Here is a 17,003-nt window from a genome sequence, read left to right as displayed (position 1 = left end):
AACCGGCTACCCGCTACCCAAGTAGCATTCGTGCCCCGGGGCCGGCTTCGTACACTCATTGCTCAGACAACCCGCGCCGGAGGCGACGATGCAGCAAGCCCAGAGCGAGGGCGTGGTCAGTGCCATGTCCCAGGCCGTCGATCCGCAGCAGGTGGCCCAGGACCTGGCCAGCCAGTTGCTGCATCCGCACCTGGGCTTCGTGCTGTTCTTCTGTTCCGCCGAATACCCCCTGCAAACCCTCGGCCCGGCCTTGCAGCAGAGCTTTGGCGGCATTCCCCTGGTGGGCTGCACCAGCGCCGGGGAGATCACTCCGCTGGGCTACGGGCGCAATTGCGTGACCGCCATCGGTTTCGACCACCGGCACTTTTCCATCGCCGCCGAGTTGATCGACCAGATGGAGCACTTCAGCCTGATCGACGCCCAGCAGATGGTCGAACGCCTGGTGGGTCGCTGCCGCAGCAACACCCTGGCGCCGATCAAGGGCAACAGCTTCGCCCTGACCCTGCTGGACGGCCTGTCGAGCCGCGAGGAAATGGTCCTGGCCGCCCTCAGCGCGGCCCTGGGGGACATTCCCCATTTCGGCGGTTCGGCCGGCGATGACAACTACCTGACCCACACCCACGTGTATTACGGCGGTGAGTTCCACAGCGGCGCGGCGGTGGTGGTGCTGGTCAACACCTGGCTGGATTTCGAGGTGTTCACCACCCACCACATCCAGCCCCGGGAAGAAAAACTGGTGGTCACCGGCGCCGACAGTACCTTGCGCCGGGTCTATGAACTGAACGCCGAGCCCGCCGCCGAGGAGTACGCGCGGCTGATCGGCGTGCCCCTGGCGCAGCTCGACCACCGGGTGTTCGCCGCCCACCCCCTGGCGGTGCGGATCAACCAGCACTATTACGTGCGCGCAGTGCAGCAGGTGCACCCGGACCTGAGCCTGAGTTTCTACTGCGCGGTGGAAAACGGCATCGTCCTCACCGCCATGACCCCCGGCCCCTTGCTGCCCAACCTGCAACAGCTGTTCGACGGCTTGCAGCAGCGTCTCGGCGGGTTGCTGCTGACCATTGGCTGCGACTGCTTTTTGCGCCGCCTGGAGCTAGAGGGGCAGGGCAGCCTGGAGCAGATCGGGGCCTTTTTGCGGGAACAGCGGGTGATGGGTTTCAACACCTACGGAGAACAGTTCAATGGCATGCACATCAACCAGACCTTCACCGGCGTCGCCATTGCCCGCAGTCGAACTCCGGCCCGCCGCTGAGCTGCAAGCGCAGCTCGATGACCTGCAGCGCGAGAACCGCAAGCTGCGGCGCATCAACGAGGCGCTGATCGAGCGGGTCGAATCCGGCATCACCCGTGGCAACGACCCTTATGCGGCGTTCCAGCATTCGGTGGTGCTGGCCGAGCAGGTGCGTGAACGCACCGACGCCCTGAACCAGGCCATGGCCGAGCTCAAGGCCGGCAACCATTTGCTCAGCGAAGCGCGGCTGCGGGCCGAGACTGCCCACCAGCACCTGATCGACGCCATCGAGAGCATTTCCGACGCCTTCGTGCTGTTCGACCAGGAGCAGCGCATCGTCCTGTTCAACAGCCGCTTCCGCGCCTTCTGGAGCCACAGCCGGGTGCGGATCATGGCCGGCATGCGCCTCTCGGAAGTGCGCAGGTTGCTGACCAGCACCGGGCTGTTCAGCGAAGAGCCGCGCAGTGGCGGTGACGAGCAGTTGCTGTATCGCCTGCACAACGGCCGTTGGCTGCAGGTCAGCGAGCGGCCGACCCGGGAAGGCGGGCGGGTGATCCTGTTCACCGACATCACCGAGGTCAAGCACAGCGAAACCCTGCGCCGGGAACAGGCGGTGGCGCAAAAGTCCCACCTGCTGCAACGGGCGGTGGACAACCTGTCCCAGGGCGTGGCCATGGTCAGCGCCGAGGGCATTCTCGAACTGTGGAACCGGCGCTTCCTGGAACTCAGCGGGCTGGCCCCGGTGGCCGCGCACCGCTTGTTTGCCGAGGTCATCGGCGACAGCGAACTGCGCCTGCTGAGCCCCGACAGCCGCGACGCCAACGGCCGGCCGATCCACGAATGCGAGCAGCGCCTGAGCGATGGCCGGGTGCTGGAGATCCGCACCCATCCGCTGCCCACCGGCGGCTTCGTCAACACCTTCACCGACATCACCGAGCGCTACCAGCACGCCGAGGCCCTGAGCGAAAGCGAACGCTGGATTCGCTTGATCACCGACCATGTGCCGGCGTTGATCGCCTACCTCAATGCCGATCTGGTGTACGAGTTCACCAACAAGGTCTACGAGGAGTGGTACTGCTGGCCGCGCGGCGTGATGCTCGGCCAGAGCCTGCGCGAGGCGCACAGCGAACAGCACTACCGGCGCCTGGAGGCCTATGTGGAGCGGGCCCTGGCCGGGGAAAGCGTGACCTTCGAATTCGCCGAGACCAACGTCAACAACCAGGAGCGCTACATGCTGCGCTCCTACGTGCCCAACCGCCTGGCCAATGGCGAGGTGGTGGGGATCTTCGTGCTGATCCGCGACATCACCGAGCGCCGGCGCACCGCCGAGGCGCTGCATCAGGCCTACCAGAACCTCGAGCTGCGGGTGCGCGAACGCACCGCCGAGCTGACCACCCTCAACCAGCAGCTGCTGCGCGAGATAGAAGAGCGCAGCCGGGTGGAATCACGCTTGCGCGAGGCCAAGGCCGAGGCCGAACGGGCCAACCTGTCGAAGACCAAGTTCCTTGCCGCGGTCAGCCATGACCTGCTGCAACCCTTGAACGCTGCGCGGCTGTTCACCAGCGCCTTGCTGGAGCGTCGCGATCCCCAGGCCAGCAGCGCCCTGGTGCGCAATGTCAGCAACTCCCTGGAAGACGTGGAAAACCTGCTGGGCACCCTGGTGGACATTTCCAAGCTCGATGCCGGGGTGATCAAGGCCGATATCGCGCCCTTTGCCTTGAGCGAACTGCTGGAAAACCTCGCCGCCGAGTACGCCCAGGTGGCCCGCAGCGAAGGCCTGGAACTGCACTTCGTGGCCTGCTCGGCGCTGGTGCGCAGCGACATCCAGCTGCTGGCGCGGATTCTGCGCAACCTGTTGAGCAACGCCATCCGCTACACCCGCCAGGGCCGCGTGGTGCTGGGCTGCCGGCGCCAGGGGCACTGGCTGTCGATCGAAGTCTGGGACAGCGGCATGGGCATCGCCGCCGAACGCCTGGAGGAAATCTTCCAGGAGTTCAAGCGTGGCGAAGAACAGCGCCCCGACCAGGACCGCGGCCTGGGCCTGGGGCTGGCCATCGTCGAGAAGATTGCCGGGATACTCGGGCACCGCATTGGCGTGCGCTCCTGGCCGGGGCGCGGCTCGGTGTTCAGCGTGCAAGTGCCGATCAGCGCCAGCGCGCCCTTGCCAGCGCCGCGCCTGGAGCTGGGCGATGCCCTGCTGGAACGTTTGCAGGGTGCGCGGATCTGGGTGCTGGATAACGACGCGGCGATCTGCGCCGGCATGCGCACCTTGCTCGAAGGCTGGGGCTGCCAGGTGATCACCGCCTTGTCCGAAGAAGACCTGGCGCGCCAGGTCGACGACTACCGCGCCGAGGCCGACCTGTTGATTGCCGACTACCACCTGGACCAGCAACAGAACGGCATCGATGCGGTAGCACGAATCAACGCCCGCCGCGCCCTGGCGATCCCGGCGATGATGATCACCGCCAACTACAGCAACGAGCTCAAACAGCAACTGCGCGAACTGGGCCACACCCTGATGCACAAACCGGTGCGCCCGATGAAACTCAAGACCGCCATCAGCCACTTGCTGAGCCCGGCGAATCCCCACGGCACCACCGACCGCCAACCGTAGGCGCTGGCTTGCCAGCGAAGAGGCCCGCAATACCGCTTTCGCCGGCAAGCCGGCTCCTACGGGTTCACGCCACAGTCACTGCCAATCGTAGGAGCTGGCTTGCCAGCGAAGGGGCCCGCAAGACCGCTTTCGCCGGCAAGCCGGCTCCTACGGGTTCACGCCACACTCACTGCCAATCGTAGGAGCTGGCTTGCCAGCGAAGGGGCCCGCAAGACCGCCTTCGCCGGCAAGCCGGCTCCTACAGGGGCGGTGCACGATCAGCGCAATTCAGCGGCGCAGGTAGGCGCCGAAATCGATGTCCCCGGCGCTGAGGATCGCTTGCACCCGGTTGTGCACGTTGAGCTTGCGCAAAATCGCCGAGACGTGGGCCTTCACCGTGGTTTCGGCAATGTCCAGGGTGTAGGCAATCTGCTTGTTGGATTCGCCCTTGGTCATGCGTTCGAGCACCAAGAGCTGTTTGCGGGTCAGGGCCTGCAGCAGTTCCGGGGGGAAGCTCGGGGTCTCGCTGCTGCGCCGCCCCGGTTGGCTTTTCTGGGTGCGGATGATGTCCGGCGGCAGGTACACGTTGCCGTTGAGGATCTGTTCGATGGCCTCGGTCATCTGCGAGCGCGCCGAGGATTTGGTGATGAAGCCGACGGCGCCGTAGGTGATGGCCTGGAGCACGATCTGCTTGTCCTGCTCGGCGGAGACGATCACCACCGGAATGGTCGGCGCTTCGTTGCGCAGGGTGATCAGGCCGTTGAGGCCGTGCATGCCGGGCATGTTCAGGTCGAGCAGGATCAGGTCCAGGTCGTCGTGCTCCTGGGTCAGGGCCAGGGCGCTGTCCAGGTCGGCGGTTTCCATCACCTCGCTGCCGGGAAATCCGTCGCTGATGACGTTGTGGATGGCTTCGCGAAACAGTGGGTGATCGTCGGCTATCAGAATTTTATACATGGCCTTTCACCTCGTTATTGTGATTGTGCGGGGGACACTGGCGGCTTTCAGGGAAAGGCTTCCGGCTGGGCTGCCACCACGGGCAACCCGGCGGCCTCCCAGGCGTCCAGGCCGTCGCGATACCAGTAGAGGGAGGTATAGCCCAGGGCTGCGGCGCGTTTTACCGCGTTCCAGCTCAGCCAGCAATCGGCGCGGCAATAAAACACCAGCGGTTGTTGCCGGTTGCCGGCGCTGAGCTGTTGCAGGTAGCGGCTGAAATAGTGCTGCCACTCGGGGCTCAGTTCGCCGTCGCCGGTGTTGGCCAGCCAGTGGCTGCCGGGCAGGTTGGCGTGGGGCTCGCTGTCGATGAAGCGGCCTTGCAGCCATTGCCGGCGGTAGACGTCGATCAGCAGGGGTTTGGGTTGCGCCTGGAGCAGGGCCTGCAAGCCTTGGGTGTCGATGATCTGCGCGGCCTCGACCTGAGTGGGCGTCGGGCTGCGGTAGAGGCTGGTGCGATAGCCGTCGGCGGAAAACAGCGGAGTCTCGGCTTGGGCCATTCCCAGGGTCAGGCACAGGGACAGCAGGGCCAGGGTCTGCAGGGCACGGGGCATAAGGGTTTTGTCCTTCTTGTTATGGGCCCATTACATGCCAGGGCGATGGCATTTGTGAATGCGACCATCGACAGCAAAAGCAGTACCAAAGTCGTAGATCGCCCATGGGCAAGCGCTGTGTAGAAGCCGGCTTGCCGGCGAAAGGGGCCTGGGGTCTGGCGTTGGGATTGCGGGCCTCTTCGCTGGCAAGCCAGCTCCTACGGGGTGTGGCTCAGGTGCTTTTGCGCAGGGCGGCGTGCTGCGGGTTGAAGGTCAGCACCGCCAGCACGGAGAACGCCAGGGTCAGGCCCAGGCACACCGCCAGGGCCAGCAGGTTGAGGCGTTCGTACAGGGCGAAGCGCACCAGTTCCACGGCGTGGGTGAAGGGGTTGAGGGCGCACAGCCAGTACAGCCAGGGGCTGGCTTCGAGCATCTTCCACAGCGGGTACAGCGCCGAGGACAAAAAGAACAGCGGGAAGATCACGAAGTTCATCACCCCGGCAAAGTTCTCCAGCTGGCGGATGGCATTGGACAGCAGCAGCCCCAGGGCGCTGAGCATCAGGGCCACCAGCAGCAAGGCCGGCAGGGCGACCAGTAGGCCCATGGCCGGCGGTTGCACGCCATACAGCCAGGCCACGGCGAGGAAGGCGTAGACCTGCAACAGCGAGATCAGCGAGGTGGCCAACAGCTTGCTGGCCAGCAGGAAGGCCCGGGGCAGGGGGCTGGTGAGCAGCACGCGCATGCTGCCCATTTCCCGGTCGTAGACCATCGACAGCGAGCCCTGCATGCCGTTGAACAGCAGGATCATGCAGGCCAGCCCTGGGACGATGTAAACCTCGTAGGGAATGTAGGTGCTGTAGGGCTCGATGATGGCGATGCCCAGGGCCGCGCGAAAGCCGGCGGCGAATACCAGCAGCCACAGTAGCGGGCGCACCAGGGCGCTGAGAAAGCGCGTGCGCTGCAGCACGAAGCGCAGCCATTCGCGCAGCACGATGCCGCGCAGGCACTGCCAGTAGGCGTTCATGCGAGCGGTTCTCCGATCGGGGCCGGGCGCGGCTGGGGATTCTGGGTCAGGCGGGCGAAGGCTGTGCCCAGGTCGCCACCCTGCTGCTGGCTGATGGCGCTGGCCACGCCACTGGCCACCAGGCGCCCCTGATGCAGGATCAGCAACTGGTCGTCGGCCTGCACTTCATCCAGCAGGTGGGTGGTCCAGAGCACGCTCAGGCGCTGTTCCTGGCACAGCTGGCGAATGTGCCGGTTGAGCGCCAGGCGGCTGGCGGGGTCGAGGCCGGCGCTGGCTTCATCGAGCAGCAGCAGGCGTGGTTCATGCAGCAGGGCGCGGGCGATTTCCACCCGTCGGCGGTGGCCGCCATTGAGGGCGCGCACGCTGTCCCGGCGCCGCTCGCTCAAGCCCTGGCGCGCCAGTTCGGCGTCGATCCGCGCCTGCCCCTGGCGCCGCGACAAACCGTGCAACGCGGCGTGGTAGTGCAGGTTCTGCTCCACGCTCAGGTCCAGATCCAGGGTGCTTTGCTGGAACACCACGCCGAGCTGGCGCAGGGCGGCGCGGGCGGCGTTGCGCAGCGAGCAGCCGCCGACGCGGATGTCGCCCTGCTGCAGGTCGTAGAGCCTTGTGAGCAGGGCGATCAGGGTCGACTTGCCGGCGCCGTTGGGGCCCAAGAGCGCGGCAAAGCGCCCGGGAGCCAGGCTCAGGCTGACCTGATCGAGGGCCTGGCGCGGGCCATAGGCGAAGCTCAGCTGGCTGACCTCCAGGGCGTTCATGGGGTCACCACCACGCCCCAGGGATAGCGCCCGACCTTCACCGACTTGAGCACCTTGAGGCTGTTGACGTCGATCACCGAGACATCGCCACTGACCCCGTTGGTGGCCAGCAACTGGCTCTGGTCCGGGGTGAATGCCAGCTGCCAGACCCGCCGCCCCACCAGCAGGTAGTCGAGGATCTCGTAGGTCTTGGCGTCGATCACCGCCACGTGGTTGGCCGGGCCCAGGGCGACGAAGGCGTACTTGCCATCGGCGCTGAGCTTGATGCCCACCGGCTGCACCTTGTCCGGGTGCACGCCCTTGATCTTGAAGTTCAGGGTCTTGAGCACCTGGCGCGTGGCCACGTCGAGGATGGTCACGGTCCCGCCGATTTCCGCCGAGGCCCAGAGCCTTGAGCCGTCCTGGTTGAACTCGACGAAGCGCGGGCGCTGGTCCACCAGGGTGCTGTCGGCCAGGGTCTGGGTGCTGGTGTCGATCCAGTGCAGCATGTTGGTGGTTTCGCTGGTGTTCACTGCCCACTTGCCGTCGGGGCTCACCGCCATGCCTTCGGGCTCGACCCCGACGTTGATCTGACCGAGGACCTTGGCGGTCTCGGTGTCGATCACTGTGACCAGCGCATCGTCCTCGTTGGACACGTACAGCCAGCGGTTGTTGGGGTGCAGGGCGAACTGCTCGGGGTCCTTGCCGGAGGGCAGCTCCTTGATGATCTTGCGGGTGGCCACGTCCATCACCTGGACCCGGTCCGAATCGCTGGCGCAGATGTACAGCAGCTTGTTGTCATGGGACAGCAGCAGCCCGCGCGGGCGCTGGCCCACCGGCAGGGTCGCGGTGACTTCCAGGGTCTGCAGGTCGATCAGGCTCAGGCTGTTGTCCTTTTCATTGGACACCCAGGCGGTGGCGGCCAAGGCGTGCCCGGCGGCGAGCAGCAGGGCCGCGCACAGGGCGGAGCGGCAGAGAAGAGGGCGGCGCATGGCGGATTCCTTGTTGTTGTGGTTATGGGATCAGGGGTAGCGGCAGGTCACTTCGGGGCGGTCGTAGCCCAGGCTGTCCATTTCGTTGAAGGGGTGCAGGAAACCGTCCTGGGGCGAGGTGCTGACCAGGGCCCGGGGCTGCACCAGGGGAATCGGCTGGCGCAGTTCGCCGTTCCACGGCCGGTAGCTGAGCTTGCGGCCCTTGAACCCGTCCAGGGGCAACTGGTCGCTGAGCAGCAGCGTTTGCAGGGCCCGAGGCTCGGCCTGGCGCAGTTTGCTCACCGCGCTGGCGACGCTGCGCACGGCCATCCAGGCGGCGAAATCGCGGTCGTTCATCCAGCGTCCGGCCTGGGCTTCGAAGCGCTTTTGCAACTGCGCGGCGCCGAAGGTCTCCACGCTCTTGTGCCAGCCGGTGGGGGTCAGGCCCTGGGTGCCGGCCACCGGGCGCGGGTACCAGGTCTGGTAGGGCAGGTATTCGCCGAAGTCGCCGCGCTCGTCGGCCACCAGCACCACGTCGTATTCGGCGGTCTGGGTGAACAGCGGCATGTCGGCCTGGGCGCTGCGGCGCTGGTCGTTGTCGAAGGTCCAGTCTTTCTCGGCGACCAGCTTCACGCCGAAGCGCTGGGTGGCCCGGCGCAGGGCATCGGCGTAGGCCCGGTCATCCTCGGTCTGGCCGACGACGAGCAAGGCCCGCTGCCATTTGCGCAGCACCATGAACTGCACCAGGGCGTCGGCCAGCATCGCCCGGCCGGGCAGGCTGTGCAGCACGTTGCCCAGGCATTGGCTGCTGCGCAGGCGGTCGTCGGGGCTGCCGGCGTTGAACAAGAGGCTGTCGGGCAGGGCGGCGGACAACTCCCGCAGGTTGGCCGCCGGGGCATTCACCACGAACAGCCGCAGGCCCTGGTCGTGCTGGGCCTTGGCGGCTTGCAGCAAGGCTTCGGGGCTGTCGACGCTGGCACTGTCGAGCTGGAACTGCTGCTTGAGAAAGCGCCCGGTGCTGTTGCTGTCGACAATCGCCAACTGCGCGCCTTGCAGCCCGGCGTCGGCAGGCTCGGGAATGATGTTGGACAGCAGCGGGCCGGGGTCGGGGCGATAGCCCAGGTAGCCGATGCGCACTTGCAGCGATTCCTCCGTGGCCTGGCTGGCGGCCAGGGGCAACAGGACCGAGGCCAGGGCCAGCAGGCAGGTCGGGATAAGCGGGGCAGGCTGGTGCATAAGGCACTCCACGGCAGGTGGCGCCAGCATAGGAACAGCGTCGGGGCGGGGAAATATGCAGAAAGTAGCGCCCGGGCAGTACCAAGGTAGTAACCCGGCGCGGGTGCGGCGGTCTTAGCATGGTTGCAGCGGCCCTGACCCTGGAGAACACCGTCATGCGCATCCTCAAATTGCTGCTGTTGCCGTTGCTGCTGATCCTTAGCCTGATCGGCGTCGACCGCCTGCACGGCCCGCGCCCGGTGCTGCCCCAAGCATTGCCGGTGGTGCCGGGGCGCTAGGCATGTCGGCGCTGTGGCGGATCAACCTGTGGGTCACGGCGTTCTTTGCCGTGGTGACCCTGGCCTGCGCCGCCTTGCTGCTGCACCAGGCGGTGGCCGATGTCGAGCGTGAGTTGCAGTCCGCCGAGGCGGTGGTGGAGTACCTCAGCGACAGCGCCGCGCGCAACCCGGCGGGCCTGCAACCGCACCTGACCCAGAGCCTGCGCCATGTGCGGGTGCACTGGCTGGCGGCGGACGAGGCGGCACGCATGCCGGAAGAGGCCGGGCTGGACGCCTGGCTCGGCCGCCAGCTGTTCAGCGAGCGCCGCCACAGCGCCCGCGAGCTGGACCTGGGCGACGGCCGTCGGGTGCTGATCGCCGTGGACGCGCGGGATGAGATCGATGAAGTCTGGGATTCCCTGCAACAGCTCTTGAGCCTGTGCGGCCTGGCCCTGCTCCTGAGCCTGCTGACCATCCGCTGGGCCGTGCGCCGTGGCATGGGCCTGCTGGATGATTTGCTGCGGGCCTTGCAGCAAGTGTCCGGCGGGCAACTGGCGGTGCGCCTGCGTGAAGCCGGCCTGCCGGAGGCGCGGCAACTGGCCGGGCACTTCAACCGCATGACCGCGACCCTGGAACAGACCCGCGCCGACAACGCGCAACTGACCCAGGCCCTGCTGGCGGTGCAGGAGCGTGAGCGCACCTACCTGGCGCAGACCCTGCACGACGACCTCGGGCAATACCTGGCGGGCATCCGCGCCCAGGTCTGCCTGCTGCGCATGGTGGCCGACCAGCCGACGGTGGTGGAACACACGGCCCAGGCCCTGGAGCTCAACTGCGAGCGCTTGCAGCAAGGCTTTCGCGCCCTGGTGCAGGACCTGTACCCGGTGGTGCTGCAGCACCTGCCGCTGGCCGAAGCCTTCGGCCTGCTGGTGAGCCAATGGCAGGACAGCCAGGGCATCGACTGCCAATTGCGGGTCGGCGCCGACCTGCCAGCGTTGCCCAGCGCCAGCAAGACTCACCTCTACCGCCTGCTGCAAGAAGCGCTGACCAATGTCGCCCGGCACGCCGATGCCAGCCAGGTACGGGTGCGCCTGCAACGCAGCGCCCGGGGCCTGCGCCTGCTGGTGCGCGACAACGGTTGCGGCGCGCACCAGCCCCAGCGCCCCGGCGTCGGCCTGCACTCAATGGCCGAACGGGCCCGCAGCCTGGGCGGCGAACTGCACATCCTCAGCCGTCCCGGCGCCGGTTGGGCGCTGGCCTTGAACATGCCCCTGAACATGCCCATGGAGGCCTGATGAACATCTTGTTGGTGGATGACCACGCCGTGGTCCGCCAGGGTTACGCCAGCCTGCTGCGCGCGGTATTGCCGGCGATGCAGGTGCGTGAAGCGGCCAGCGGCGAAGAGGCCCTGACCCGGGTTGCCGAAGAAGTGCCGAACCTGGTGATCATGGATTTCGGCCTGCCGGGCATCAGCGGCCTGGAGACCACCCGCCGCCTGCGCCAGCGCCTGCCGCAGCTGCGGGTGCTGTTTTTCAGCATGCACGACGAACTGCCCCTGGTGCGCCAGGCCCTGGAGGCGGGTGCCTCGGGCTACCTGACCAAGAACTCCGCGCCTCAGGTGCTGATCGAAGCGGTGCACCGAGTACTGGCCGGGCACGCCTACATCGAACAGCCCCTGGCCACGCAACTGGCCTGCACCCCGGCGCAGAACGCCAGCGACCCACGCTTGCAGAGCATGACCCAGCGCGAGCTGGAGATCTTCGTGATGCTGGCCAAGGGCACCCCGGCGCGGGTGATTGCCGAGCAGCTGTGCATCAGCGCCAAGACCGTGTCCAACCATTTGACCTTGCTCAAGAGCAAGCTGCAGGTCAGCTCCCATGCGGAGTTGGTGCATCTGGGGATTGATATGGGGGTGGTGCGGGTGGCGGGGTGAGGGGGTATGGTTTGGCAAATTTTGTCAAAAGCGGACAAAGCCATGAGCACCATGAACATTTCCCTGCCGGACGCTCTCAAGTCCTTTGTCGATGATCAAGTCAGCCAGCGCGGCTACAGCACCAGCAGTGAATATGTGCGTGAGCTGATTCGCAAGGATCAGGATCGGCAACATCTGCGTGGCCTGTTGTTGGCCGGTGCTCAATCGGCGCCGGGCACTGCTGTGCAGGGTGACTATTTCGAATCCCTGCGTGCCAGGGTTCGCAAGGCGCGAGGATGAAAGCCAAGCCGGTCATGCCACGTGCCCTTGCCAGCCAGGACGTGGGAGGCGCTATCAGCGACTAGCTTGACCAACAGGCCGAGCAGGCTGCGCTCGGTTTTATCGATGCTTTGGAAAAGGCCTATCTTCATATCGGCCGCCATCCGGCCTCGGGTATGTCTCTCTACGCCCACGAGCTGGATCTGCCGGGGGGGCTTTGCTGGCCGTTGAAGCGCTATCCCTATCTGGTGTTCTACGTTGAACGCGATGACTACATCGACGTATGGCTGGTTTTGCATGGTATGCGGGACTTTCCTGAGTGGTTGGCTGAAGGTGTTTTCCGGTAGTGGTGGGGGATGTTGGGGGCTTTTTGTGGTGAGGGGGTGGGGTGTATATCCGTTGCTGTGGGTGTGGCTGCTGGTGGTTTCGTCTTGATGGTTTGGGGTTTGGGTACATATCCATTGCTGCGGTAACGGCCACTTAGGGTTTCGCCCTTACGGCGACTCACTTTTTTCAAACGCCGGAGTGCCGGCCCAGCAAAAAGTAAGCAAAAACGCTTGCGCCTCCATGGGCCCCTCGCTGAGGCTCGGTGTTCCCTCGCTTCGGCCGGCTGGGAAGGGGCCTGAAGATCAAGATCAAGAGCAAAAGCCAAGCGCGTTTTACGCGCTTTTCGTAGGAGCCGGCTTGCCGGCGAAGAGGCCCGTGAGTCATGCAGCGTCTGGGCGGACGTCTTCGCTGGCGAGCCAGCTCCTACAGGAGGTGGTGGGAGGGACGCCCCATTCCATCTTCAGGCCGGCCGCAAGGCCGCCGTCTGGCTCTTGATCTGAACGCCCCGTTAACCACGATGGCCGGAGTGAGGGCATGCCGAGCCTAGGCGAGGCACCGAGTGGAGGGGCAAGAGCCTTTGGTTACTTTGGGCTGGCCGGCATTCCGGGCTTCAAGGTGACTCGCTGTAAGAGCGAAATCGCCAGTGGCCCCACCCACAGCAACGGATATGTACACAGCCCCCTCACTTATCCCAACTTCCCGGACACCCCACACACCCCTCCATATTGGCATCCTGAAAATTCCCATAGTGCTGCCGCGCCCCGCGCAGGTCGGCGCGTTCCAGATTGCTCTCGCCAAACTTCGCTTCCTGCAGATTGGCATCGCTCAGGTCAGCCCCTTGCAGATCCGCCTTGCTCAACCAGGCCATCTCCAGGTCCGCCGCCCGCAGGTTGGCCTGGTGCAGCTTGGCCCCGGACAGCCGGGCAAATTGCAGGTAGGCCGCGCTGAGGTCGGCTTTTTCGAATTGCGCGCCCTGGGCAAACAGGCCCCAGCCCTGGATCGCCATCAGCTTGGCGTCGGTAAAGTCCGCCAGCCGCAGGTTGCTCTGTTGCAGGCTGGCGCGGGTCAGGTTGGCGCCTTGCAGGCGGGCTTTTTCCAGGTTGGCCAGGTCCAGCTGGGCATGGCGCAGGTCGGCGCCAGAGAGGTCGGCGCCGGCCAGGTTCATCTTGCGCAGGTCCTGGTTGGCCAGGTTGGCGCCACGCAGGTTGGCGCCGGGGCATTGGCTGGATTCGGCGATCAGGCAGCCGTTGACGGTCAGCGGGACGTCGTTGCCGTCGTCGTCGACGTTCATGGCCAAGGCGGGGGAGAGGCCCAACAGCAGGGCCAGGGGCAGGTAGTTCATGGTGCGGTTCTCCAGGCGGGAGTGAAGGCGGGTGTGGCGAGGAAGCAGGCTCCCTCGCCACAGACAAGGCGGGGATGATCAGCGCTGGGCGGTCTTGTTATCCCAGCTCGGAATCTTGAACACCCAGAACGAGCCGCCTTGGGCCACCGGCTTGGTCAGCTCGGCCATGTCGCCGCCCCACAGCGGCACCGCGCCGCCGTAGCCCACGGTCACGCCGATGTACTGCTCGCCATCCTGTTCCCAGGTGATGGGCGGCGAGACGATGCCGCTGCCGGTCTGGAATTTCCACAGCTCCTTGCCGGTCTTGGCGTCGAAGGCTTTGAAGAAACCGTCGCCGGTGCCGGTGAACACCAGGTTGCCCTTGGTCGCCAGGACGCCGGCCCACAGCGGCAGGTGTTCCTTGTGCTCCCAGACCAGCTTGCCGGTGGTCGGGTCCATGGCGCGCAGGGTGCCGACGTGGTCGTCGTACATGCGCTTGATGCGGAAGCCCATGCCCAGGTAGGCCGAGCCTTTTTTGTAGTTCACTTCCTCGGTCCAGTACTCCTCCTTCCACTGGTTGCCGGGGATGTAGAACAGCCCGGTGTCCTGGCTGTAGGCCATGGGGTTCCAGTTCTTGCCACCGAGGAACGGCGGCGAGACTTCCACCGGCTTGCCCTTGGTTTCCCCCGGCAGCGGCTTGGCCGGACGCTGGCCTTCGTTTTCCACCGGGCGCCCGGTCTTGAGGTCGATGTGGCTGGCCCAGGTGATGTTGTCGACGAAGGGGAAGGCGTTCTGCAATTTGCCGTTGTTGCGGTCCACCACGTAGAAGAAGCCGTTGCGGTCGGCGTGGCCGGTGGCCTTGACCACCTTGCCGTCCTTGCCCTTGTAGTCGAACAGCACCAGTTCGTTGTTGCCGGAGAAGTCCCAGGCGTCGTTCGGCGTGTGCTGGTAGAACCATTTCACTTCGCCGGTGCTTGGGTCGACGCCGACCTGGCCCGAGGTGTACAGGCTGTCGTAGTCGTGGGGGTTGCCGTCTTTGGCGGTGCGCGCCCAGGTGTTCCAAGGGCCCGGGTTGCCGGCGCCGACGATGATGGTGTTGGTTTCGGCATCGAAGCTGGCGCTCTGCCAAGGGGCGCCGCCGCCGTGGCTCCAGGCTTCGACCTTGCCGGTTTCGGTGGTCTTGTCGTCGGGCCAGGACGGCGCCTTGACGTCGCCGGTGGGGGTGCTGTCCTTGCCGTTGAGGCGGCCCATGTGGCCTTCGACGAAGGGCCGCATCCACACTTCTTCGCCGGTCTCCGGATCGCGGGCGAACAGCTGGCCGACCACGCCGAATTCATCGCCCGAGCTGCCGTGGATCAGCAGCACCTTGCCGCTGGTCTTGTCCTTGATCAGCACCGGGGCGCCGGTCATGGTGTAGCCGGCGCTGTGGTCGCCGAACTTCTTGTTCCACACCACCTTGCCGGTGTTCTTGTCCAGGGCGATGACCCGGGCGTCGAGGGTGCCGAAGTAGATCTTGTCGCCGTAGATCGCCGCGCCGCGGTTGACCACGTCGCAGCACGGGCGAATGTTGTCCGGCAGGCGATGGTTGTAGGTCCACAGGCGCTTGCCGGTCTTGGCGTCCAGGGCGAACACCCGGGAGTAGGAGCCGGTGACGTAGACCACGCCGTTGCTGACAATGGCCTGGGATTCCTGGCCGCGCTGCTTCTCGTCGCCGAAGGAGTAGGACCAGGCCGGGGTCAGCTTGAACACGTTCTTGTCGTTGACCTGGGCCAGGGGGCTCCAGCGCTGGGCGTTGGTGCCCATGCCGTACTGCAGCACGTCCTTGGTGGTCAGGTGGTCGTTGGCGATGTCTTCCCAGGTCACGTTCTGGCTGGCAGGTGCCGCCGGGGCGGTGGCCGCTGTGGCCGCCGCGCCCAGGGACAGGCTGCCGGCCAGCAGCAGGGCCTGGACGGCAAGGCTCAGGGGGGAGAGGGCGGGTAGCGATCTTATTGTCATGGTTGCAGTTCCCAGTGGAGGTTTTGGCCTGACTAGGGTCTGCCGCGCGAGGCGTTTTGAGATACGGAAAAAGTCCCGCCCTTGCCGGGAATAGTTCCCGGGCGGCACCTGATTTAGGCCCGCGCCACAAGCCCTACTACCAAGGGAGTAGAGCGCGACCACCAAAGCAGCATACGGCCGCCCGCCGGCTGTTTCTAAGATGGCGCCATGGCCTCTGTAGCTGAGGTCTTGCGTGCAATCTTGAGGGCATAACAATGACAACAAAACGCAACGCCTTGCTCGCGGTAGGGCTGCTGACCGGTGCCTTGGCCACCGGCGCTGTATGGGCCCATGGCAACGTGGTGCCCCAGGCGGTGGAAACCAAGGGCCTGACGCCGATCAAGGACGCCGGGGTGAGCGTCGATGGCGACGGCTGGGCTTCGGTCAACCCGTACCGCACCTCGCCCGAGCACGACAAGGCGGTGGAAATCGGCGCCTCGGCCTACAACCAGAACTGCGCCGCCTGCCATGGCCTGGAAGCCAAGTCCGGCGGTATCGCTCCAGACCTGCGCATGCTCGATGCCGGCGAAGCCGGGGATGAATGGTTCGTCGAGCGGGTGCGCCACGGCGCGGTGCGCGATGGCCGGGTGTACATGCCGAAGATGGCCGACTACCTGAGCCAGGAAGCCCTGTGGGCGGTGCGCACCTACCTGGACAGCGTGCGCGTCGAGGAGTGATCGCCATGGGCCGCTTCGCCCTGTTCCTGGCTGGCCTGCTGCTGTGTTGCGCCACGGCCCAGGCCGGGGTGCGCAACTACGACACGATGATCGCCTCCGGTGAACTGAGGGTGGCGGTGTACCAGGATTTTGCCCCCTACAGCTTCGAGGACCAGGGCCAGCCCCGAGGCGTCGACGTGGAGCTGGCGCAAGCCCTGGCCGAGGCCCTGGGGGTGCGCCTGCAACTGATCTGGGCGCCGCCGGGGGAGAAGCTCGACGACGACCTGCGGGACTACATCTGGCGCGGCAGCCCGCTGCGCCACCAGCAGTTGGCCGACCTGATGATGCGCGTGCCCTACGACCACGACTACGCGCAAAAGCGCAACGAACTGGGGGAGCTGGCCAACGATCACGTGGTGATGTTCGGCCCCTATCAGGAGGAGCGCTGGCAGGTGGCATTCGACCGCCGCCGGCTGGCTTCGGTGGCCAGTGTCGCGGTGTTCCAGGAGCACCCCATTGGCGTCGAGGTGGACAGCGTGCCGTCGTTCTACCTGACCTCGGTGTTCAACGGCATGCTCAGTGCCAAGACCCACCATTACCCCAGCGTGCAACAGGCGTTCGGCGCCTTGCGGGCCGGGCAGGTGGACGCGGTGATGGCCATGCGCGGCGAGATCGACTGGCAGTTGCACAAGGCCGCTGATCCGCAGTTGGCCCTGGCGGAAAACGCCTACCCGAACATGGGCAAGCAGGTGTGGGAGATCGGCATGGCGGTGCATGAAAGCAACCGCCAGCTGGCCTATGCCGTGGAAGAGGCCCTGGAAGGGCTGATCCGCGACGGTCGCCTGCAGGCGCTGTACGCCCGTTATGGCCTGCGTTACGAGGTCCCACAGATGTATCAATAGGAG

At 65.9% G+C, this 17,003-nt stretch carries 17 protein-coding genes; 9 read left to right on the top strand and 8 right to left on the bottom strand.

Features of this window, described 5'->3' with window-relative positions:
- The first annotated feature begins 88 nt into the window (after positions 1-88).
- Both nosP and nahK read left to right on the top strand, forming a co-directional pair.
- Positions 89-1,252 carry a nitric oxide-sensing protein NosP gene (nosP, locus tag KCG88_RS23570; protein ID WP_011060502.1) on the top strand — a complete coding sequence of 388 codons (1,164 nt, stop codon included), beginning with the start codon at positions 89-91 and terminating at the stop codon, positions 1,250-1,252.
- Positions 1,182-3,845: a hybrid sensor histidine kinase/response regulator NahK/ErcS' gene (gene nahK, locus KCG88_RS23565; protein ID WP_210713213.1), complete on the top strand. Its 2,664-nt coding sequence runs from the start codon at positions 1,182-1,184 to the stop codon at positions 3,843-3,845. The genes nosP and nahK overlap by 71 nt, the downstream gene beginning before the upstream one ends.
- 267 nt (positions 3,846-4,112) lie before the next feature.
- Here nahK and KCG88_RS23560 read toward each other — a convergent pair whose 3' ends face one another.
- The 6 genes from KCG88_RS23560 to KCG88_RS23535 form a co-directional block, all read right to left on the bottom strand.
- Positions 4,113-4,778, bottom strand: coding sequence for a response regulator transcription factor (locus KCG88_RS23560; protein WP_011060504.1), 666 nt, complete (start codon positions 4,776-4,778; stop codon positions 4,113-4,115).
- A gap of 47 nt (positions 4,779-4,825) precedes the next feature.
- Entirely contained in the window at positions 4,826-5,368 is a 543-nt protein-coding gene (locus KCG88_RS23555) for a PQQ-dependent catabolism-associated CXXCW motif protein (RefSeq protein WP_047285536.1), read from the bottom strand.
- A 211-nt stretch (positions 5,369-5,579) separates the two neighbouring features.
- Entirely contained in the window at positions 5,580-6,371 is a 792-nt protein-coding gene (locus KCG88_RS23550; protein ID WP_210713212.1) for an ABC transporter permease, read from the bottom strand.
- The gene (locus KCG88_RS23545) at positions 6,368-7,126 is read right to left on the bottom strand and encodes an ABC transporter ATP-binding protein (RefSeq protein WP_210713211.1); all 759 of its coding nucleotides are present in this window, start codon (positions 7,124-7,126) and stop codon (positions 6,368-6,370) included. The genes KCG88_RS23550 and KCG88_RS23545 overlap by 4 nt, the downstream gene beginning before the upstream one ends.
- The gene (locus KCG88_RS23540) at positions 7,123-8,097 is read right to left on the bottom strand and encodes a YVTN family beta-propeller repeat protein (RefSeq protein ID WP_210713210.1); all 975 of its coding nucleotides are present in this window, start codon (positions 8,095-8,097) and stop codon (positions 7,123-7,125) included. The genes KCG88_RS23545 and KCG88_RS23540 overlap by 4 nt, the downstream gene beginning before the upstream one ends.
- A gap of 30 nt (positions 8,098-8,127) precedes the next feature.
- On the bottom strand, positions 8,128-9,312 hold the full coding sequence (locus KCG88_RS23535) for an ABC transporter substrate-binding protein (RefSeq protein ID WP_210713209.1): 1,185 nt from the start codon (positions 9,310-9,312) through the stop codon (positions 8,128-8,130).
- A gap of 119 nt (positions 9,313-9,431) precedes the next feature.
- On the opposite strand from KCG88_RS23535, the gene KCG88_RS23530 reads away from it, so the two are divergent.
- The 5 genes from KCG88_RS23530 to KCG88_RS23510 all read left to right on the top strand — a co-directional run bounded on the left by KCG88_RS23530 (position 9,432) and on the right by KCG88_RS23510 (position 12,107).
- Positions 9,432-9,590, top strand: coding sequence for a hypothetical protein (locus KCG88_RS23530; protein WP_158498108.1), 159 nt, complete (start codon positions 9,432-9,434; stop codon positions 9,588-9,590).
- 2 nt (positions 9,591-9,592) lie between these two features.
- A complete protein-coding gene (locus KCG88_RS23525) occupies positions 9,593-10,864 on the top strand; it encodes a HAMP domain-containing sensor histidine kinase (protein WP_047336285.1) in 1,272 nt (423 codons plus the stop codon).
- The gene (locus KCG88_RS23520; protein ID WP_060838517.1) at positions 10,864-11,502 is read left to right on the top strand and encodes a response regulator transcription factor; all 639 of its coding nucleotides are present in this window, start codon (positions 10,864-10,866) and stop codon (positions 11,500-11,502) included. The genes KCG88_RS23525 and KCG88_RS23520 overlap by 1 nt, the downstream gene beginning before the upstream one ends.
- Positions 11,503-11,544: 42 nt before the next feature.
- Positions 11,545-11,781: a type II toxin-antitoxin system ParD family antitoxin gene (locus KCG88_RS23515; RefSeq protein WP_210713208.1), complete on the top strand. Its 237-nt coding sequence runs from the start codon at positions 11,545-11,547 to the stop codon at positions 11,779-11,781.
- 101 nt (positions 11,782-11,882) lie between these two features.
- Positions 11,883-12,107 carry a type II toxin-antitoxin system RelE/ParE family toxin gene (locus KCG88_RS23510; protein WP_348984536.1) on the top strand — a complete coding sequence of 75 codons (225 nt, stop codon included), beginning with the start codon at positions 11,883-11,885 and terminating at the stop codon, positions 12,105-12,107.
- Between the two features lie 662 nt (positions 12,108-12,769).
- Here KCG88_RS23510 and KCG88_RS23505 read toward each other — a convergent pair.
- Together KCG88_RS23505 and exaA are read right to left on the bottom strand one after the other, a co-directional pair.
- A complete protein-coding gene (locus tag KCG88_RS23505) occupies positions 12,770-13,429 on the bottom strand; it encodes a pentapeptide repeat-containing protein (RefSeq protein ID WP_210713207.1) in 660 nt (219 codons plus the stop codon).
- Between the two features lie 78 nt (positions 13,430-13,507).
- On the bottom strand, positions 13,508-15,403 hold the full coding sequence (gene exaA, locus KCG88_RS23500; RefSeq protein ID WP_210713206.1) for a quinoprotein ethanol dehydrogenase: 1,896 nt from the start codon (positions 15,401-15,403) through the stop codon (positions 13,508-13,510).
- Between the two features lie 254 nt (positions 15,404-15,657).
- Here exaA and pedF point away from each other — a divergent pair, with 254 nt between their 5' ends.
- Both pedF and KCG88_RS23490 read left to right on the top strand, forming a co-directional pair.
- Positions 15,658-16,119 (top strand): cytochrome c-550 PedF, encoded by a 462-nt coding sequence (gene pedF, locus KCG88_RS23495; RefSeq protein WP_016967318.1) that lies wholly within the window; start codon positions 15,658-15,660, stop codon positions 16,117-16,119.
- A 5-nt stretch (positions 16,120-16,124) separates the two neighbouring features.
- On the top strand, positions 16,125-17,000 hold the full coding sequence (locus tag KCG88_RS23490) for a transporter substrate-binding domain-containing protein (RefSeq protein WP_210713205.1): 876 nt from the start codon (positions 16,125-16,127) through the stop codon (positions 16,998-17,000).
- Positions 17,001-17,003: the final 3 nt, after the last annotated feature.

This window comes from Pseudomonas sp. MWU349 (genome assembly GCF_017947325.1).
GTDB classification, from domain to species: domain Bacteria; phylum Pseudomonadota; class Gammaproteobacteria; order Pseudomonadales; family Pseudomonadaceae; genus Aquipseudomonas; species Aquipseudomonas protegens.
This window is presented reverse-complemented; position numbering and strand designations above follow the sequence as displayed.